This is a genomic window from Kitasatospora sp. NPDC008050 (genome assembly GCF_042957465.1).
Lineage (GTDB): Bacteria > Actinomycetota > Actinomycetes > Streptomycetales > Streptomycetaceae > Kitasatospora.
Genome location: NZ_JBIBIJ010000002.1, coordinates 97,550 through 116,969, shown reverse-complemented (window position 1 = coordinate 116,969; position 19,420 = coordinate 97,550). Strand labels below are relative to the sequence as shown.

11 protein-coding genes are annotated in these 19,420 nt (G+C 73.5%); 6 read left to right on the top strand and 5 right to left on the bottom strand.

Going from position 1 to position 19,420, the window contains the following annotated elements; translation table 11 throughout:
- Window positions 1-46: 46 nt before the first annotated feature.
- Both ACFZB9_RS04005 and ACFZB9_RS04000 read right to left on the bottom strand, forming a co-directional pair.
- Window positions 47-970, bottom strand: a complete 924-nt coding sequence (locus ACFZB9_RS04005; protein WP_391443425.1) for a DUF4231 domain-containing protein — start codon at window positions 968-970, stop codon at window positions 47-49.
- A gap of 220 nt (window positions 971-1,190) precedes the next feature.
- Window positions 1,191-1,409, bottom strand: a complete 219-nt coding sequence (locus tag ACFZB9_RS04000; RefSeq protein WP_391443424.1) for a hypothetical protein — start codon at window positions 1,407-1,409, stop codon at window positions 1,191-1,193.
- Between the two features lie 110 nt (window positions 1,410-1,519).
- On the opposite strand from ACFZB9_RS04000, the gene ACFZB9_RS03995 reads away from it, so the two are divergent.
- From ACFZB9_RS03995 to ACFZB9_RS03980, 4 genes are all read left to right on the top strand, one after another.
- Window positions 1,520-2,290 carry a histone deacetylase gene (locus ACFZB9_RS03995; protein ID WP_391443423.1) on the top strand — a complete coding sequence of 257 codons (771 nt, stop codon included), beginning with the start codon at window positions 1,520-1,522 and terminating at the stop codon, window positions 2,288-2,290.
- A gap of 220 nt (window positions 2,291-2,510) precedes the next feature.
- Window positions 2,511-5,423 carry a ricin-type beta-trefoil lectin domain protein gene (locus ACFZB9_RS03990; RefSeq protein WP_391443422.1) on the top strand — a complete coding sequence of 971 codons (2,913 nt, stop codon included), beginning with the start codon at window positions 2,511-2,513 and terminating at the stop codon, window positions 5,421-5,423.
- A gap of 225 nt (window positions 5,424-5,648) precedes the next feature.
- Window positions 5,649-8,129 carry a ricin-type beta-trefoil lectin domain protein gene (locus tag ACFZB9_RS03985; protein ID WP_391443421.1) on the top strand — a complete coding sequence of 827 codons (2,481 nt, stop codon included), beginning with the start codon at window positions 5,649-5,651 and terminating at the stop codon, window positions 8,127-8,129.
- An 87-nt stretch (window positions 8,130-8,216) separates the two neighbouring features.
- Window positions 8,217-10,709, top strand: a complete 2,493-nt coding sequence (locus tag ACFZB9_RS03980; RefSeq protein WP_391443420.1) for a hypothetical protein — start codon at window positions 8,217-8,219, stop codon at window positions 10,707-10,709.
- Between the two features lie 70 nt (window positions 10,710-10,779).
- Here the strand turns inward: ACFZB9_RS03980 and ACFZB9_RS03975 are convergent, their stop codons facing one another.
- The gene (locus tag ACFZB9_RS03975) at window positions 10,780-12,186 is read right to left on the bottom strand and encodes an NCS2 family permease (protein WP_391443419.1); all 1,407 of its coding nucleotides are present in this window, start codon (window positions 12,184-12,186) and stop codon (window positions 10,780-10,782) included.
- A gap of 146 nt (window positions 12,187-12,332) precedes the next feature.
- Between ACFZB9_RS03975 and ACFZB9_RS03970 the strand changes: the two genes are divergently transcribed.
- Both ACFZB9_RS03970 and ACFZB9_RS03965 read left to right on the top strand, forming a co-directional pair.
- On the top strand, window positions 12,333-12,635 hold the full coding sequence (locus ACFZB9_RS03970; protein ID WP_391443418.1) for a DUF2530 domain-containing protein: 303 nt from the start codon (window positions 12,333-12,335) through the stop codon (window positions 12,633-12,635).
- A gap of 109 nt (window positions 12,636-12,744) precedes the next feature.
- Window positions 12,745-15,255: an HAD-IC family P-type ATPase gene (locus ACFZB9_RS03965; RefSeq protein WP_391443417.1), complete on the top strand. Its 2,511-nt coding sequence runs from the start codon at window positions 12,745-12,747 to the stop codon at window positions 15,253-15,255.
- 23 nt (window positions 15,256-15,278) lie between these two features.
- Here ACFZB9_RS03965 and ACFZB9_RS03960 read toward each other — a convergent pair whose 3' ends face one another.
- Window positions 15,279-15,854, bottom strand: a complete 576-nt coding sequence (locus ACFZB9_RS03960; RefSeq protein ID WP_391443416.1) for a flavodoxin family protein — start codon at window positions 15,852-15,854, stop codon at window positions 15,279-15,281.
- 45 nt (window positions 15,855-15,899) lie between these two features.
- On the bottom strand, window positions 15,900-19,289 hold the full coding sequence (locus ACFZB9_RS03955; RefSeq protein WP_391443415.1) for a sacsin N-terminal ATP-binding-like domain-containing protein: 3,390 nt from the start codon (window positions 19,287-19,289) through the stop codon (window positions 15,900-15,902).
- Between the last annotated feature and the right edge of the window lie 131 nt (window positions 19,290-19,420).

The window sequence follows — 19,420 nt, the reverse complement described above, 5'->3', positions numbered from 1 at the left end:
CCCCGGACAGCAAGCCCGGAACCGCCCTCGCAAGAGCCGGGCCCCCTCAGCGCGGGAAGGCCCGCCGGGAGCGCCAGCTGCTGTGCTCGCGCGCCACCGCGTCCTCGACGTCGCCGGCGAGCAGCGTCCAGGTCGTCTCCGCGTCCGGATCGTTCGGCTCCAGGACCGACAACTTGCCCCAGACCAGGTCGAGTTCCTTGGCCGCCAGCTGGTAGGCCGAGACCAACGGGCGCAGTTGCTTGAGCTGGGTCCAGGCGATGATCGCGGCAGCGGCGGCCGAGCAGGCGCCGAACAGGCTCACCGAGATCGCCCCGGTGGACTGCGCCACGGCGGCGGCACCACCGATGATCATCAGCGCGACCGTCCCCAGGCCCCAGGAGACGGACTGCGACTCGCAGGCGTCCGCCTTGGCCAGGTACCAGGTGCGCTGGCCCTCCACCCGCAGCCGCAGGTACATGGTGCGCCGCGCGGTCAGTCCGGCGGCGCGCAACTCCCGCATGCCGTCGGTGATCTCCGGCACCGCGTCGGGCGCCAGCACCCCGGTGTCCTCGAAGGTCCGCAGCACCTCGGCGATGTGCGCGCGGTACTCCTCGTCCACCTCGGGCGAGTCGGCCGGACCGCCGAACGGGCGGGCCCGCACGGTGTACTTCCAGGCCAGCGTCTTCACCGACTCGGCGGCGGCGCGCGCGGCGTACCAGCGGGCCTGCGGGTTCGCCTGCCGCAGCCTGGACCAGAAGTAGCCGGCCGCCAGGAAGGCCGCCACCGAGATCAGCGGGGCGACACTGCCGTGGCCGCCGCTGCCCGGACCGATCACCGCGCTGACCGCCGCCGCGACCACCAGCATCAGGATCAGGCCGCGGTACCAGCGCAGCGTCTGCCGCTGCGCCTCGATCGACGCCTGGTCGGCGGTGCGGAACTGCTCCGGCAGGAAGTCCGCCTCGTCGATCCCCGTTGGGTCCCATCGCGCCATCGGCAAGTGCCCCCTCACACCTCACGGGCAGTATGCCCAGAGCCAACTGGGCTACACAGCGCGGTTTCCGGTCAGCCCCGGTGGTCGGCCGGCCAGAGTCGGCCAGAACTGGCCCGGAGCCGGCTGGGAACCAGCTCGAAACCGCGCAGAAGCCGGCCAACTCCGGTCCGGCGGCGCGCCCCTGTGGCTCACCCTGGCCGCGACTCACCCTGCCTGCGCCTCACCCCGGCCGCGACTCACCCTGCCCGGCCGGCCGCTTGCGCCGACGCACCGGCGAGGCCGGCGCCACCGCCACCACCAGCGCCACCACCGCGCAGAGCAGCCCGAGTTCGGCCACCAGCCATGGACCGCGCCGCAGTTCGGCACCCAGCGGGACCGGCCCGGCCAGCCGGCAGAGCGCCACCGCGGTCGACCGGGCCATCCGCAGATCTGTGAGCATGTGAGCATCGTTCAGCTTCGGTGCGCCCAGCCGATATCCGGAGCATCCCCCACCCGCCCCTGAGATCCCCCTACCAGGGTGCTCGGCCCCTCAGGCCCTACGCTGCCTCCATGACCGCCGACCGCCCCGGCCCGTCGGCGGACCAGAGGCTGCTCTGGTACGCCGCCTACGGCTCCAACCTGCACCTGGCCAGGCTCACCGCCTACCTGGCCGGTGGCCGCCCGCTCGGCGGCGCCCGCGAGTACCCCGGCTGCCGCGACCCCCGCCCGCCGCGGGACAGCCGCGCGATCCGGCTGCCGGGCCAGTTGTACTTCGCCCTGGAGTCGGCCGTCTGGACCGGCGGCATGGCCTTCTACGACCCCGAAGCCGCCCCTGACGCCAGCGCCGGCCCCGGCACCGACCCCGGCATCGACCCCGCCGCCGCGCCGGCGCCCTGCGGCGGGACGGCGGCCCGCGCCTACCTGATCACCGCCGCCCAACTGAGCGACCTGGCCGCCCAGGAGATGCACCGCCCACCCGGTGGCGACCTCGATCTGCGCCAGGTCCTGCGCGAAGGCCGCGCCGTCCTGGGCCCGGGCCGCTACGACACCCTGATCCACCCGGGCGACCTGGACGGCCGCCCCCTGCTCACCTTCACCGCCCCCTGGCCGCTGGCCGAGGCCCCGCTCGCCCCGCCCTCCGCCCGCTACCTGCACCACCTCGCCGCCGGCCTGCGCGAGGCGCACGGCTGGCGGACCACCGAGATCGCCGCCTACCTGAGCAGCCGCCCCGGCGCCGCCGGCCACTGGAGCGCACGGCGGCTGACCGACCTGCTGGCCCAGCCGATGCCCGGGCCGACGACCGAGCCGAACGCCGGGCCGACCACCGAGCCGACGACCTGACGCGCCGTCCGCACCGGAGCGGCGCAGTCCGTTTTGCTCACACAGCAGGCCACTTCGCCCTCTTCGTCCGGATAGAACCGCCGTTGCTGTGCGAACCGACCTACCACTAATCTCCACTCGGAGCCCCAGGCCTTCACCGCCCTCCCAGGAGTCCCAGGCCTCCGGTCGAGCACGGCGAACCGGAGCCCCCGAGACCTTTTACCTCCCGGGAGGGAACCCCATGACGGAGCGCAGCAGCGCCCCGCGCCACCAACTCGGCGTCACCAGACGCCGGCTGGCGGCCATAGCCGTACTCGGCACAGCTCTCGCGGGGACCACGAGCCCCGCCCTCGCAAGCCCCCGCGCGGCCGCCCCGGCGGCCAAGCCGGCAGCCAAGCCGGCAGCCACGACGCCCGGGGTGCCGGGCAGCCTGACCGGCCACGGCACCCCGGACCTCGCCGCCGCCACCGGGGGCGACCTGATCGTCTTCCCGATGACGGCACAGCCGTTCACCGCCTCCACGGCCGCGCAGAGCCCGGAAGGCGTGCCGTGGACGCAGTACCAGGTCAGCCACCGCGGCAGCCTCACCGGCGGCAGCACCGACGACCTCTACGTCCTCAGCCCCGGCTCGCACACCCTCTACGCCTACCCGAACGACGCCGAGTTCGGCGGCACCCCCGGGCAGTTCAGCCACAAGGACAAGGTGACCACGGTCGCCAAGCCCGCCTGCGCGGCCCCGACCGACTGCACCGGCTACGACCCTTCCTGGCACTCCACCACCCAGATCCTGGCGACCAACGGCATCGACAACGGCGACGGTCTGCCCGACCTGATCACCGTCGAGAACGGCCAGCTCTGGTACTACCCGGGGGCCGCCGGCACCCTGCTCGGCAGCCCGGTCCGGCTCGGCACCGGCGACTGGAGCAGGACCAGGCTGGTCGCCCCCGGCAAGGTCGCCGGCACCCCCACCCTGTGGGCCGAGTCGAACACCTCCACCGGCACCATCGCCAGTTACCCGCTCGCCTTCAACGCCGACCGGACCCCGGCCGCCGCCCTCGCCGCTCCGACCGCGACCCAGCTCCAGCCGGCCGCCACCCTGCCGGACGGCAGCCACCCGTGCCTGGGCGCGCAGACGGTCACCAGTCAGAGCCGGACCGGTGTCGCCGTCAGCACCTGTGCCAACAACGCGCCGGAGCAGCAGTGGGTCTTCGGCACCGACGGCTCGGTCCACGACGACGGCAAGTGCCTGGACTCGGCCGCCGCCACGGCCGTCCCGGGCGGTCAGGCCACCCTGGAGACCTGTGACGGGCGTGCCACCGAACAGCACTGGCAGCAGGGCGCGAACGGCTCGCTGACCGACACCGCCTCCGGCCGCTGCCTGGCGGTGCCGGCCACCGGCCTCGCCTCGCCGACCGCGGCCGTGCTGGCGGCCTGCGACGGCACGCCCGGCCAGAGCTGGGGCGCCCCCGGCGCGGCCGCGGGCCGGCCGACGACCCGTCAGACCCTCCTGCCGCTGGTCTTCGGCGGCCCCACCGGCGACAGCCAGCTCGCGCTCACCTCGCTCGGCGACGCGAGCGGCGCCCCGGACCTCGTGGTCATCGCCGCCATCGGCCTCAAGGAGTACCAGGGCCGTCCGGCCGCGGGCGGGACCGCCCAGTTCACCAGCACCGCCGTGCCGTTGGGCGCGGCCCTCAGCAGCACCGGCACGGGCCTGCCGGTCAGCCTGGCCCCCGGCCAGCGGATCAGCGGAATCGACCTCTCGGCCGATCAGGCCTTCTACGGCCCCTGCGGCGAGCTGGCCATGCAGGAGGACGGCAACCTCGTCCTGCGCCGGCTCGGTGACGGGCAGACCCTGTGGTCCACCGGGACCAACGGACACCTGGGCGCCTACGCCGTGCTGAACGTCGACGGCGGCTTCTACGTCGTCGAGCCCGACAACAACTACCGGATCGGCTGGACCGGCAACCCGCAGGCGCCGTGGACGGTCGACTACAACACGTTCTACCAGCACCCGTACTTCGCCACCTTCGGGTCCGACTGCAACTTCGTCATCCACGACCCGAGCGGCAACCCCGTCTGGTCCACCCGGACCTACCAGCCGGCCGGCGACACCACCGGGCACCCGCTGATGCCCGGCACCGTCCTGCACCCGGGTGACAGCGTCGCCGTCGACAGCGCCACGCTGACCATGCAGCCCGACGGCAACCTCGTCCTCGTCCCCGCCAGCGGCCGTGTCCTGTGGACCTCCGCCACCGCCGGGCACCCGGGCGCCACCGCCACCATGCAGCCCGACGGCAACCTCGTCGTCTACGACCCGAGCGGCAACGCGCTCTGGGCCAGCGGCAGCAACGGCCACCCCGGCAGCCACGCGATCCTGCAGAACGACGGCAACCTCGTGGTGTACGACGCCGACAGCAAGGTGCTCTGGGCCAGCGGCTCCTCCTCCTACGGTGTCGACACCCTCGGCCCCTGGATCGCGGTGGGCACCACCCTGCACGCCGGTGGCTTCCTCTCCGCCGCCAACGGAGAGCTGGACATGCAGGGCGACGGCAACCTCGTGCTGTACTCCGTCACCCACCGGGCGCTCTGGTCCACCGTCACCTGGGGCCACCCCGGCGCCACCGCCACCATGCAGCCCGACGGCAACCTCGTGGTCTACGACGCCAGCCACAACGCCCTGTGGGCCAGCGGCACCAACGGCCACAACAGCGCGCACGCCGTCCTGCAGGCCGACAACAACTTCGTGGTCTACGACAACCAGAACAACGCCCTGTGGTCGAGCGGCACCAACCGCGACGCGCCCACCTGGCGCGGCATCGTGCTGCGGGCCCCCGCGTCCATGAACATCTGGGGCCAGCACGACCTGGCCGGCGGCAGCCGCCTGGCGATGCAGCCGGACGGCAACCTGGTGCTGTACTCCTCGACCAACCATCCGCTGTGGGCCGCCGGCACCAACGGCCACCCCGGCGCCCACCTGCAGGTGCAGTACGACGGCAACGTCGTCGTCTACGACACCGACAACAAGGCGCTCTGGTCGACCCACACCGACGGCAACCTGCAGGCCTACCTGGTCCTCCAGGACGACGGCAACCTCGTGGTCTACGACTGGGACGGCCTCCCGCTCTGGTCCTCCGGCACCAACGGCGAGCACTGACCGCTGACTGCCGGTCACACCCTGGTGAGGGATGGTCCCCGAACACCCCGGGCACCATCCCTCACCTGCCGTTTTAGCCCCTTACTCCGTTGCTCCACGGGTGGTTTGACCACTAGCCTTCCTCCGGAGCCCCAGGACTTCATCCCCCTCCCAGAAGTCCCAGGCCTCTGGTGCAGCGCGATGGTCCGGAGCATCCGACTGACCCACTTCCCTGGGAGGGAACCCATGACGGAGCGCAGCAGCGCCCCGCATCGCCACTGGCGCGGCCTGGCCCGCCAGTTGGCCGCCATAGCCGCGCTCGGCACCCTCGCGGCCGCCGGCGCGAGCGGCACCGCCACCGCGGCCGCCGGGCCCGCGGCATCCAACACCTCCGCGACCGCAGGCAGCACGGCGGTCGCCGGCGACCTCAGCGGCGTCGGTGTACCGCAGGTCACCGTCGTCTCCGGCGGCGGCTACGCCAAGGCCGCGGGCAGCCTCGCCGTCTTCGCCGCGGGCAGCGCCCCGTTCAAGGCCTCGGACGACGCGCACAGCCCCGAGGGCGACAACTGGTCCGACTACGTGGTCACCCACCACGGCAGCCTGACCGGCGGCAAGCTCGACGACCTGCTCGCGCTGAACACCAGCTCGCACAAGCTCTACCTCTACCCGAACGACGCCGAATCGGGCGGCGCCGCCGGGCACTTCACCAGCGGGCACACCACGCAGATCGCCAAGCCGGCCACCTGCGCGCCCGGCAGCGACTGCACCGGCTACGACCCGACCTGGAACAGCACCACCCAGCTGGTCGCCACCGACGGCATCGACAACGCGGCCGGCCTGCCGGACGTGCTCACGGTCGAGGGCGGCAAGCTCTGGTACTACCCGGGCAAGGCCGGCTCGATCCTCGGCAGCCCCCTTCCGCTCGGCACCGGCGACTGGAGCAACACCACCATCGTCGCCCCCGGCAAGGTCGGCACCGCGCCCACCCTCTGGGTCCGGGAGAACTTCACCGGTGCCCTCGCCACCCTCCCGCTGGCGTTCAAGGGCGACGGCACCCCGGCCGCCCAGCTCGCCGCGCCGAGCACCACGCAGCTGGCGAACGGCACCACGGCGGCCGACGGCAGCCACCTCTGCTACATCGCCGGTGTGGAGGGCGGCAGTTGCGCCACCGTGCCGGTCGACCACTGGCTGTTCGGCGCCGACGGCACCGTGCGCGAGAACGGCGGCTGCCTGGACAGCGCCAGCGCCACCCAGAACAACCCGTACCTCGTGACCGCCACGTGCAACGGCGGTGCCAACCAGAAGTGGGTGTTCGGGCAGTCCGGCACCATCGTCGACAGCCAGTCGGGCCGCTGCCTGACCAGCACCGACATCAACTACTTCGGGAACATCACCCAGCTCGCCGCCTGCACCGGAGCCCCGTCCCAGCTCTGGGGCACGCCCAGCGCCCAGGGTCTGGGGCCGCTGCCGAGCCCGCAGGCCGTGCTGCCGCTGAGCCTGCCGCAGAACACCACCGAACTGGCGGAGTTCGGCACCGCGCACACCCTCACCTCCAGCGGTGACGGCGCCGGCGGCGACCCGGACCTGTTCACCCTCGGCGGCTGGGTCGAGCAGTACCCCGGTCAGCCGGCCGTCAACGGCATCGCCCGGTTCGGCAGCCGGGTCGAGTACGGCGCCGACAGCCCGCGCTCGCCGGCGATCGGTGCCGCGCAGAACGGCCTGTCGACCTTCGACGTCGTCTACTCGAACTGCGCGAAGCTGACCCTGCAGCTGGACGGCGACCTGGTGCTGACCAAGCTGAAGACCGGTCAGGTGATCTGGTCCAGCGGCACCGCGGGCGTGGGATCGGCCTACGCCATGGTGGAGGCCGACGGCAGCTTCGGGATCAACCGGCGCGCCGACAACCAGCTGATGTGGTCGACCAGGACGCCGAACTCCGGCGGCGCGCTGCTGACCGTCCAGGACGACTGCGACCTGGTCCTGCGCGCGGGCGCCACCCAGCTCTGGTCCAGCGACACCGCGTACTGGTCGACCGGGCAGGTCGTCACCGCGGGCACCGTCCTGCACGGCGGTGACTCGGTCACCTCGGCCGGCGCCGAGCTGACCCTGCAGACCGACGGCAACCTGGTGCTCTACTCGACGGCCACCGGGCAACCGCTCTGGTCCTCCGTCACCTGGGGCCACCCGGGCGCCTGGGCCACCGTGCAGCCCGACGGCAACATCGTGGTCTACGACGCCGGTCACAACGCCCTGTGGGCCACCGGCACCAACGGCAACCCGGGCTCCCGGCTGAGCATCCAGGACGACCGCAACCTCGTGGTCTACGACGCCAACGGCAAGCCGCTGTGGTCCACCGGCACCTGGGCCGCGGGCCCCGACAGCCGCGGCACCTCGATCGGCGTCGGCAGCAGCCTGCTCGCCGGTGCGAGCGTCGTCGCCGCGGGCGGCCACCTGGACATGCAGGCCGACGGCAACCTCGTCCTCTACTCCAGCACCACCGGCCGCGCCCTGTGGTCCAGCGTCACCTGGGGCCACCCGGGCGCCTGGGCCACCATGCAGCCGGACGGCAACCTGGTCGTCTACGCCCCCGGCGGCGCCGCCCTGTGGTCCAGCAAGAGCAACGGCCACCCGAACGCCCACACCGTCGTCCAGAACGACAACAACGTCGTCGTCTACGACACCCAGGGCAACCCGCTGTGGGCCAGCGGCACCAACGGCCAGTCCTGACCCGCCGCCACACGACGTGAGCCGGGCCCCGCAACCGCGGCGCCCGGGCTCCGTCCCCGCCACCGCACCACCCCGAGAAGGACCTCCATGAGCAAGCGCATCCGCGCCGCACGCCGCCTCGGCGGCTCGGCCGGCAGACTGGCCGTCATCTCCGCGATCGGCGTCGTCACCGCCGCCGGAGCGGTCACCACCCCGGCGTTCGCCGCCGGCACCACCGCCACCACGAAGGCCGCCACCAGCGCGAATGCTCCCACCGCCGAGGTCCCGGGCGACCTGACCGGGACCGGCGTGCCCGCATTCCTGGCGCCGTACGGCACACAGAACCTCGACAACCCGCGCTTCGGCGGCGAGTTGCGGGTCTACCCGACCAACGCGGTCCCGTTCTCCGCCTCGTCCTCGTTCCAGGCGCCCGGCACCCCGGGCTGGGCCGACTACGTGGTCACCCACCGCGGCTCGCTGACCGGCTCGCGCACGGACGACCTGCTCGCCCTGGACACCGTCGGGCACCAGCTGTACCTCTACCCGAACGACGCCAACTACGGCGGTACGCCGGGCCACTTCACCAACCCGAAGCACGCCTCGGCGATCGCCAAGCCGGCCACCTGCGCGCCCGGCAGCGACTGCACCGGCTACGACCCGACCTGGAAGAGCACCACCCAGCTCGTCGCCACCGACGCCGTGCTCGGCACCGACGGCCTGCCGGACGTGGTCACGGTCGAGGGCGGCAAACTCTGGTACTACCCGGGCAAGGCCGGCTCGATCCTCGGCGACCCCGTCCTGCTCGGCACCGGCGACTGGAGCAACACCACGATCGTCGCCCCCGGCAAGATCGGCGGCACGCCCACCCTCTGGGTGGTGGACAACACCACCGGCCAGATCTCCACGCGCAGTTACGGCTTCAACGCCGACGGGACGCCCACCGCGCTGCTCAGCCCGGTGGTGCCCGGCCAGACCGAGCTCTCCGTGCGCGTCTCCCCGCGGATCAACCCGAACGTCGCGGCGCCGGTCGCCTCGCTCGGCGATGTCAACCATGACGGCAACCCCGGCCTCTTCGTGGACGAGCCGGAGACGAGCGGCTTCGCCACCTACCACGACGACTTCGTCTTCGACTACCCGGGCCGACCGGCCACGGGCGGCGTGCCGCAGTTCGGCGAGCGCGTCTCACTCGGCCAGGCATCACTTGCCTGGGGCGGGGTCCTGTACGCCGGCGGCTCGATGCTGCCGGACGACGTCCGCTACGGCTCCTGCGCCAAGCTGACCATGCAGGCCGACGGCAACCTGGTGCTGACCAGGCTGGCCACCGGTGCGACCCTCTGGTCCAGCAACACCGGCGGCAACCCGGGCGCCATCGCCACGCTGGATTCCGGCGGCAACCTGGTCATCACCGCCCCGAACAAGACCCTGTGGTCCAGCAACACCCAGGGAACGCGCGCCGTCCTCACCGTGCAGGACGACTGCAACCTGGTCCTGCGCGACAGCTTCGGCAACGGCCTGTGGGCCTCCGACACCAGCGACCCCGCGCTCGGCCCCGCCGGGCAGCTGATCACCCCCGGCACCACCCTCCACGCGGGCGACGCCGTCACCTCCGCCGGCGCGAAGCTGACCATGCAGGCCGACGGCAACCTGGTGCTCTACTCGACGGCCACCGGCAAGGCCCTGTGGTCCACCGTCACCTGGGGCCATCCCGGCGCCTACGCCGCCATGCAGCCCGACGGCAACCTCGTCGTCTACGACGTGAACAACCAGGCGCTGTGGAGCAGCGGCACCAACGGGCACGCCACCACCCGGCTGATCGTCCAGGACGACCGCAACCTGGTGCTCTACGACCGCTTCGGCGCCCCGATCTGGGCCACCGGCACCTCGGCCTCCGGCGCGGACAGCCGCGGCACCTCGGTCATCGTCGGCACCCACCTCTACGGGGGCGACAGCGTGGACGCCGCCGGCGCCCGTCTGACCATGCAGACCGACGGCAACCTCGTCCTCTACTCCAAGACCACCGGCAAGGCCCTGTGGTCGACCGTCACCTGGGGCCACCCCGGCGCCTACGCCGCCATGCAGCCCGACGGCAACTTCGTCGTCTACGGCCCCGACGGCAAGCCGCTGTGGGCCGTCGAGCAGTTCGTCTTCACGCACGGCGCGCACCTGATCGTCCAGGACGACGACAACCTCGTGCTCTACGGCCCGGACGGGCACGCGCTCTGGGACAGCCTCACCTCGACCAACGGCCCGAACCGCCTCGGCACCCCGATCGCGATCGGCGACCAGTTGTTCGCCGGCACCAGCGTGAACGGCGCCGGCGCCCGTCTGGACATGCAGGCCGACGGCAACCTCGTCCTCTACTCCAAGACCACCGGCCGCGCCCTGTGGTCCTCCGGCACCTGGGGCCACCCCGGCGCCCACGCCGTGATGCAACGCGACAGCAACTTCGTCGTCTACGGCCCCGACGGAACCGCCCTGTGGTCCACGGGCACCAACACCTCCGTCCCCGGCGGCCACCTCGTGCTGCAGAACGACAACAACCTCGTGTTCTACGCCGCCGACTCCGGTGTCTGGTCCAGCGGCACCAACGGCCAGTCCTGACCCACCGCCACACGACCGAGCCCGGCCACCGCACACCGCGGGGGCCGGGCTCAGGTCGTTCAGCAGGCGGCTACTTGGCCAGTCCGAGCGCCGGCATCATGTAGTAGAAGGCGAAGACCGCCGCCACCACGTACAGCGCCACCGGCACGCTGCGGCCGCGCCCGGTCGCCAGCCGCAGCACGCAGAAGGTGACGAAGCCCATCCCGATGCCGTTGGTGATGCTGTAGGTGAACGGCATCAGCACCATGGTCAGGAAGGCCGGGATCGCGATCGTGTAGTCGCTCCAGTCGATCTCGCGGATCGAGTTGGCCAGGATCAGGAACCCGACGGTTACCAGCGCCGGGGTCGCCGCCTGGGCCGGGACCATGGTGGCCAGCGGGGTCAGGAAGAGCGCGAGCATGAAGAGCGCGCCGGTGACCAGGCTGGCGAAGCCGGTGCGGGCGCCCTCGCCGACGCCCGCCGTCGACTCGACGAAGCAGGTGTTGGCCGAGGAGGAGGTGGCGCCGCCGAGGGCGGTGGCCACGCCGTCGACCATCAGGACCCGGTTGATGCCCGGCAGGTCGCCGTTCTGGTCGAGCAGGTGGGCCTCGTCGGCGACGCCGAGGATGGTGCCCATCGCGTCGAAGAAGGCGCTCATCAGCACGGTGAAGACGAAGAGGATCCCGGTCAGCACGCTGACGTGGTGGAAGCCGCCGAACAGGCTGACCTTGCCGACCAGCGAGAAGTCCGGGGTGGACACCGGGTTGCCCGGCCACTTGGGCACGGTCAGGCCCCAGGCCTCGGCGGGCAGGTTGGCCACCTTCTGGATCACCACGGCGACCACGGTCATCACCACGATGGAGATGAGGATCGCGCCCGGCACCTTGCGCACCACCAGCACCAGGGTGAGCAGCACGCCGAGCACGAAGACCAGCACCGGCCAGCCGTGCAGGTGGCCGCCGATGCCGAGTTCCAGCGGGACGGTGGTGTGGGCGAGGTCGGGCACCCGGCTGACGAAACCGGAGTCGACCAGGCCGACCAGGGCGATGAAGAGGCCGATGCCGATCGCGATCGCCTTGCGCAGCCCGAGCGGCACGGCGGTCATCACCCGCTCGCGCAGGCCGGTGGCGACCAGCAGCATGATGCAGAAGCCGGCCAGCACGACCATGCCCATGGCGTCCGGCCAGGTCATCTTGGGCGCGAGCTGGAGCGCGACGATGGTGTTCACGCCCAGTCCCGCGGCCAGGCCGATCGGGACGTTGCCGATCACCGCCATCAGCAGGGTGGTCAGCCCCGCGGTGAGCGCGGTGGCCGTGACCAGCTGAGGGAAGCTCAGCGCGTGCTTGTTCACGTCCACGGCGTTGGACAGGATGATCGGGTTCAGCACCAGGATGTAGGCCATGGTGAAGAAGGTGGCGACGCCGCCACGGATCTCCCTGGGCAGGCTGGAGCCGCGCTCGGAGATCCGGAAGTAGCGGTCGAGGGCCGCGGAAGGCATGCGATATGTCCTCTGGTGGGGGCAAAGGAGGGCCTTCAGTATGTGTTCATGGTCGTGCACGCGCCATCTTCGCGCGTAGATCCGGCGCGTTTCCCAGCGGCGGAGCAGTCCGGGTCGCGCGGACCCGAAGCCGTAGGCTGAGCCCCATGCCGAAGACCCCGCTGCACCCCTCGCCGCCTCCTGTGGAAGCCAACGACGTCGCGATCGTCGGCGGCGGGACGGCGCTCTGGTTCCTGGGCTTCGTGGTGCTGCTCCCGCTGCGCGGTTCGCTCGGCCACGGGCACGGTAACTGGCCCTGGATCTGCCTGGCCGGCGGGCTGCTCGGGCTGCTCGGCGTGTGGTACTGCCGGGCCAGGCGGGCCGCGATCCAGCGCTCCCGGGCCGAGGCGGCCGCGGCGGCCGGAACCGGGTCCCCGGCAGGACCCCCGGCAGGACCCCCCACGGACTAGGGGTCCGCCGCGCGGAGGATCGAGACCCCCGCCGACCGGTCCACCCGGTCGGCCCGACCAGCCCCATAGAGGGACGCACCGGACATTTCACGCCCGTAGAGTCGGTGCCATGACGCACCCCGCCGACCGGAGCACCCCCGCCGACGACCCCGCCGACGACCCCGCCGCGGCCGGCACGGGCACCCTCGTCCGTCCGGGTGGCCTGAGCGCCGCCGAGGTGGCGCAGCGGGTGGCCCGGGGCCAGGTCAACGACGTTCCGGTGCGGTCCAGCCGGTCGGTGCCGGAGATCATCCGGGCCAACGTCCTCACCCGGTTCAACGCGATCATCGGCGTGCTCTTCGCGGTGATCCTGGTGGTCGGCCCGATCCAGGACGGCCTGTTCGGCCTGGTGATCGTGGCCAACACCGCGATCGGCGTGATCCAGGAGGTGCGCGCCAAGCGGACCCTGGACAGCCTGGCGCTGATCGGCGAGGCCCGGCCCGAGGTGCGCCGCGACGGGCAGGTCGCGCAGATCGCGGTCGGCGAGATCGTGCTGGACGACACCGTGCTGCTCGGCATCGGCGACAAGGTGATCGTGGACGGCGAGGTCACCGAGGCGGACGGCCTGGAGATCGACGAATCGCTGCTCACCGGCGAGCCCGACCCGGTGCACAAGCGCCCGGGCGACGCGGTGATGTCGGGCAGCTTCGTGGTCGCGGGCTCCGGCGCCTTCACCGCGACCAAGGTCGGCCGCCAGGCCTACGCGGCCCAGCTGGCCGAGGAGGCCAGCCGGTTCACCCTGGTCAAGTCCGAGCTGCGCACCGGCATCGACACCATCCTGCGGTTCATCACCTACCTGCTGATCCCCACCGCGATCGGCCTGGTGATCAGTCAGTGGTCGGTCGAGCACAACGACTGGCGCGAGGCGGTGCGCCGCACGGTGGCCGGCATCGTGCCGATGGTGCCCGAGGGCCTGGTGCTGCTGACCTCGGTGGCCTTCGCGATCGGGGTGGTCCGGCTGGGCCGCAAGCAGTGCCTGGTGCAGGAGCTGCCGGCGATCGAGGGGCTGGCCCGGGTGGACACCGTCTGCCTGGACAAGACCGGCACCCTCACCGAGGGCGGCATGGACGTGCAGGAGCTGCGCGCGCTGGACGGCGACGGGGAGCTGGGCCGGCTCCAGCAGGTGCTGGGCACCCTGGCGGGCGCCGACGCCCGGCCCAACCCGAGCATGCGGGCGATCCTGGACGCCTACGGCACCGCCGCCCGCAACGGCGACGGCAACGACACCGGCACCAGCACCAGCACCAGCACCAGCACCAGCACCGACACCAGCAACGACACCAGCGAGCGGGACGGCTGGCGGGTACTGGAGGCGGTGCCGTTCTCCTCCGCCCGCAAGTGGAGCGGCGCCCAGTTGCGCGAGCCGGACGGCGCCGAGGCCGGCTGGCTGCTCGGCGCCCCCGACGTGCTGCTGCCCACCGGCCACCCGGCGCTGACCGCGGTGGACGAACTCGGCGCGCAGGGCCTGCGGGTGCTGCTGCTGGGCCGCACCACCGTCCCGCTGGACGCTCCCGACCCGGCCAAGGGCCTGGCGCCGCTGGCCCTGCTGGTGCTCAAACAGCGGCTGCGCCCGGACGCCGCCGCGACGCTGCGCTACTTCGAGGAGCAGCGGGTCCAGGCGAAGGTGATCTCCGGCGACAGCGCGGTCTCGGTCGGCGCGGTGGCGGCGAGCCTGGAGCTGCCGGGGGCCGAACACCCGCTGGACGCCCGCACCCTGCCCACCGAGGCCGAGGCGCTGGCCGAGACCGCCGAGCGCACCACGGTCTTCGGCCGGGTGACCCCGCAGCAGAAGCGCGAGCTGGTCGGCGCGCTGCAGTCGCGCGGGCACCACGTGGCGATGACCGGCGACGGCGTCAACGACGTGCTGGCGCTCAAGGACGCCGACATCGGGGTGGCGATGGGCTCGGGCAGCGAGGCGACCCGGGCGGTGGCCCAGATCGTGCTGCTGAACGACAGCTTCGCCACGCTGCCCTCGGTGGTGGCCGAGGGCCGCCGGGTGATCGGCAACATCGAGCGGGTGGCCAGCCTGTTCCTGGTAAAAACGGTTTATTCAGTGCTGCTGGCGCTGCTGGTGGTCTTCACCCAGGTGCCGTACCCGTTCCTGCCCCGGCACTCCACCGTGCTGAGCGGGCTGACCATCGGCATCCCGGCCTTCTTCCTGGCGCTGGCACCGAACAACGAGCGGGCCAGGACCGGGTTCGTGCGCCGGGTGCTGCGGCTGGCGATCCCCGGCGGGGTGATCACCGGCACCGCCACCTTCGTCTCCTACGCACTGGCCCGCGGCGACCACGCCACCGACCTGAAGGCCGACACCAGCGTGGCCACCCTGACGCTCTTCATCGTGGCGATCTGGGTGCTGGCGATCGTGGCGCGCCCGTACACCTGGTGGCGGCTGCTGCTGATCGCCACCATGTGCGGGGCCTTCGCCCTGGTGCTGGTGGTCCCCTGGCTCTCGACCTTCTTCCAGCTCAAGCTGGTCGGCATCCGCGACCCCTGGACGGGGGTGGCCGTCGCGGTGGCCGCCGGGCTGCTGCTGGAGGTGGTCTGGCGGTACGTCAGGCGCTCGCTGGACGAGGAGTAGCGCCAGGGCCTGTCGGAGGAGCGCTACCCGGCGAAGAAGGTCTTCGCCCGCTCCAGCGCCCCGAGGTCCTCGCCGATCTGGCCCGGCTTGTTGGCGGTGCCGAGCAGCGCGCCGCCCCAGCGCATCTTCAGGTACTCGGCGGACAGCCGCAGGGTGGCGACCAGCGGATCGGCCGGCGCGTGGTCCTCGGTGGTCAGCACGGACACGCCCCAGAGCGTCTTGGCGGCCATGCTCGGCTTGAACTCCACGCCCGGCACCCGCATCCAGCTGACCCAGTGGTCCAGGTAGAGCTTGGCGTCGGCGCTGACGCTGTACCAGTACAGCGGCGAGGCGATCACCAGGTCGGTGGCCCACAGGGTGGCCTCCAGCAGCGTCCTGGCGTGGCCCTCGGGCTGCGGGTAGCCGCCCTGGCCCTCGTGCCGCAGGTCGGTGAACGGCGGCAGCGGCAGCTCGCCCAGCCGCAGCCAGCGCTGCTCCACCGCGGCGGGCAGCTGTTCGGCCGCCCGCCGGGTGAGCAGTTCGGTGTTGCCCTCGGAGCGGGTGCTCGCGAGCAGGAAGAGGAACCGGCGCCCGGTGGCGCCCTCGGCCATGTCGATCATGGCCACAGGGTAGCCACCGGCGCTCGCCGGGCTCCAGGGCCTTTCTCAGGACTCGAAGTCGCGGGCGGCCGAGAGCTCGTAGGCCCGGTCCGGCTCGGTGAGCGCGGCCAGCACCTCGAAGCGCCGGTGCCACTGGCCCACCGACCAGGCCAGCCCGGCGGCCAGCCCCTCGGGCGTGGCCGCGTGCAGCAGCCCGGAGACCGGCGCCACCTCGAACTCGCCGCCCACCGTCGGCCAGTAGGCGCCGTCCTCCTCGTCCCCGGCCTCGGTCAGCTCCGGGTCGTAGGGCAGCTCGGGCGACGGCGCGGCGGTGTCCCAGCGCCAGTCGACCGCGGCCTCCTCGCCGTCCGGGCCGACCACCAGCAGCTCCTCGTGCTCCTCGTAGGCGGCCGGGCAGCCGGGCAGCAGCTCCCGGACGAACGAGGGCACCCGGTGCAGCGTGCCCTCGGAGAGCACCCGGCCACCGGCCACCTCACTGGCCAGCGAGACGTGCAGCCGCTCGGCGAGGGCCGGGGCCAGCGCCGGGGCCACCGGGATCAGCGGGTAGGGGTGGAGCAGCTGCACCAGGTCGGGGGCGTCGGCGACCACGGCCTCGGTGGCGTCCACCACCACGGTGTGCGCCGGGCGGCGCCCGGTGGCCTCGTCCAGCGGCGGCAGGGCGCGCACCTCGTCGTGCGGCTCCCCCCAGCCGAAGGCCGGCGAGGACTCGGCCGAGACGGCGGCCAGCGCGGTGTAGATGCCGTGCAGCTGGCGGTGGCCCACCTCGCTGACCGGGTCGGTGAGGTGGTCCAGCAGCTCCTCCGAGCCGTGCGGCTCGGCGAGCAGCGCGGCCAGCGTGGTGCGCACCCCGAGGGCGTGCAGGAACTGCTCGTCCAGCGTGGTGCGGGCCTCGTCGTAGAGGCCGCGCAGCAGCCAGTCGCCGCCGGCCGCGCGCAGACCGGCCGGCTCGCGGCCGTCCAGCACCGGGTGGTCGCGCAGCCACCAGGCGGTGTACGGCGGCAGGTCGGTGTAGCTGCCGTCGGGCAGCAGCGCGCGGACGGGGGTGATCACCGCGTCCCGGTAGGGCGGCCGGGCGAGGCGGGCGAGCGCCTCGGGCCAGGCGTCCTCGTCCACCAGGTCCAGGTCCCGCACCACCAGCAGCTCGGCGGCCACCGGCGGCACCCCGACCTCGGCGTCGTCGACGTGCAGCTGCTCCAGGACGTCCTCGCACCAGTCGGCCAGCCCGTCCGGCGCCTCGTCCAGCAGGCCGGTCGGGTTGCCGCCGACGGCGCGGTCGGCGGGCGCGGTGGGGTCCAGGCGCTCCAGGTCGTCCGGGTCGAGCACCGCGTCCTCGGCGCGCACCAGGACGAAGTCGCCCAGCACCCCGGCCGCGGCCAGGACCTCGGGGCCCCAGCGCTCCAGCAGGTCCTCGTCCACGAAGGGCGCGTCCTCGGGGCGGGCCAGCCGGGCGAGCGGGCTGTCGGGCAGGATCAGCTCGCCGGCCCGGGCCAGCTCGCCCTCGTCGTCGGGCAGCGCGAGGCGGGCCAGCCACGGGTGCTCGCCGGCCGTCGCCCCGGCGGCCCGCACCAGCCCGAGCACCGCGTCGGCCAGTTCGGCGGCGGCGTCGAAGTCGTCCTCGCCCAGGTCGAGCGAGCGGGCCACGGCGGCCCGCAGCTCGGGGGTCGCCAGGACGCCGGCCGGGGTGGCGACGGCGGCGCCGAGCTTGGCCAGCAGCGGGTGCGCGGCGTCGGGGTGGGCCAGGCGCAGGTCCAGCAGGTCGAGCGCCTGGGCCAGCGCCTGCGGGTAGCCGGGGAAGCCCGCCCAGTCGGCGTCGTCGGAGGGCAGCAGCACCCGGCGCGGCCCGGTGACGGTGCGTCCGGTGGCCAGCGGCACCGGCAGCGCGCCGAGCGACTCCGGGTCGGCGCCGGCCAGCGCCCCGTAGAGGCTGCGCCACCAGGCCGGCTCCCGGTCCAGGCCGCCGAGCTGGTCGACCACCTCGGCCAGCGGGATCCGGCGCACCTGCAGGGCGCGCAGCTCCGCACGCCGCTCCAGGCCGGCCGGCAGCAGCCCCGGGAAGATCGGGGCCAGCGCCTCGACCACCGAGGAGTCGGCGCCCTCCAGCAGCGTGGCGTCGCGCGGGCGCAGCGCCGGGGTGCCCTCCTCCACGGCGGTGGGGTGCGGCAGGAAGGCGGTGCCGGGCAACCGGGAGAGCACCGCGGCGCGCAGCGCGTTGTCCAGCGCGCCCTGGCCCAGCGGTCCGGGCACCAGGACCAGCGAGCCGAGGTCGGCGCCGCGGGCCCGCAGCAGGTCGGTGTAGGCCTCGGCGGCGCGTTCGGTCAGGAAGTCGGCGAGCGGCCCGGGCGCGACGTGGCGGCGGGTGGAGTCCAGCGGGTAGGAGGCGATCAGCAGCGCGGGCAGGCCCAGCGGCTCCTCGCTCGGGGTGGGCGCGTGCAGCACCGGGGCGACCGGCAGCGGCTGCGGGGTGCCGGCGGCGGAGACCGGGACGGCCCAGGTCACCGTCCAGTACGGCCGGGCGCGCTCCTCCACCGGGCGGTCCGCCAGCAGCTCGGCGGCCAGCGCCCCGGTGCTGGTGACGGTCTGCCAGATCGAGACGGCGGTGCCCCGCTCGCTCTGCTCGGTGAGGGTGACCTGTCCCAGGCCCGCCCCGGCGTGCTCGGCGTGCTCGGACCGCTCGGCGCGCTCGACCGCCGAGCGGGTCAGCGTGCGCACCCGCCCGTCCGGCGTCTCGATCACGATCTCGCCCAGGCCCGGCAGGGTGAGCAGCAGCGCGTCGTCCACCCCGTCGAGCAGACGGCGGGTCAGGTCCTCGGCGGCGCCGTCGCGCAGCGGCAGCAGCACCACCGTGTCGTAGCCGGCCGGCGGCTCGCCCTCGGCGGCCAGCGGCAGCCGCAGCAGCGGCACGTGGCCGTCGCGGCGGCGCAACTCCTCCGCCAGCTCGGGCGCTGCCAGTGCCGCGCGGTCGCTCAGCGCGCGGGCCTCGGCCAGCGACCAGCGCACCGCCCCGCTGTGACCGAGGATGGCCGGCTCGTCGCTGACCGCCAGCACGGCCGCGAAGCCGACCCCGAACCGGCCCACCGTGGGGGTCAGGTCGGCGCGCTTGGAGGAGGCCCGCAGGGTGGAGAGCGACTCGACGGCCGCGGCGTCCAGCGGCGCGCCGGTGTTGGCCACCGCCAGCACCCCGTCCCGCAGGGTCAGCCGCAGCCGTCCCGGGCCCTGTCCGGCGCGCGCGGCGGCATCGGCCGCGTTCTGCGCCAACTCGACCACCAGGCGGTCCCGGTAGCCGCCGAGCGCCAACTCCTCCTCGGCGTTGGCGTCCTCCCGGAACCGGGCCGCGGCGGCCGTCCAGCCGTCCAGCACCCGGCGGCGCACCTCGGCCGTGCCGAAGTGGTCGGCCGCCTGTCCGTCGCCGCCACTGCCGATGATGCGAGGCTCCACAGGACCCGCCCGCCTTCCCCAACCGTCACACGAGATCCGTTGGGGGCATTCTCCCTCGTGTCCGGGCGCCCGCCGACCAGGGCCGCCGGGCCGGGCCCGTGGGGCCGCCCCGTGGGCCCGGACGCGGCGGA

Bases quoted from the DNA above. Each gene is read 5' to 3' on its own strand.
- ACFZB9_RS04005 (WP_391443425.1), bottom strand. From the start codon at position 970: ATGGCGCGATGGGACCCAACGGGGATCGACGAGGCGGACTTCCTGCCG.
- ACFZB9_RS04000 (WP_391443424.1), bottom strand. From the start codon at position 1,409: ATGCTCACAGATCTGCGGATGGCCCGGTCGACCGCGGTGGCGCTCTGC.
- ACFZB9_RS03995 (WP_391443423.1), top strand. From the start codon at position 1,520: ATGACCGCCGACCGCCCCGGCCCGTCGGCGGACCAGAGGCTGCTCTGG.
- ACFZB9_RS03990 (WP_391443422.1), top strand. From the start codon at position 2,511: ATGACGGAGCGCAGCAGCGCCCCGCGCCACCAACTCGGCGTCACCAGA.
- ACFZB9_RS03985 (WP_391443421.1), top strand. From the start codon at position 5,649: ATGACGGAGCGCAGCAGCGCCCCGCATCGCCACTGGCGCGGCCTGGCC.
- ACFZB9_RS03980 (WP_391443420.1), top strand. From the start codon at position 8,217: ATGAGCAAGCGCATCCGCGCCGCACGCCGCCTCGGCGGCTCGGCCGGC.
- ACFZB9_RS03975 (WP_391443419.1), bottom strand. From the start codon at position 12,186: ATGCCTTCCGCGGCCCTCGACCGCTACTTCCGGATCTCCGAGCGCGGC.
- ACFZB9_RS03970 (WP_391443418.1), top strand. From the start codon at position 12,333: ATGCCGAAGACCCCGCTGCACCCCTCGCCGCCTCCTGTGGAAGCCAAC.
- ACFZB9_RS03965 (WP_391443417.1), top strand. From the start codon at position 12,745: ATGACGCACCCCGCCGACCGGAGCACCCCCGCCGACGACCCCGCCGAC.
- ACFZB9_RS03960 (WP_391443416.1), bottom strand. From the start codon at position 15,854: ATGATCGACATGGCCGAGGGCGCCACCGGGCGCCGGTTCCTCTTCCTG.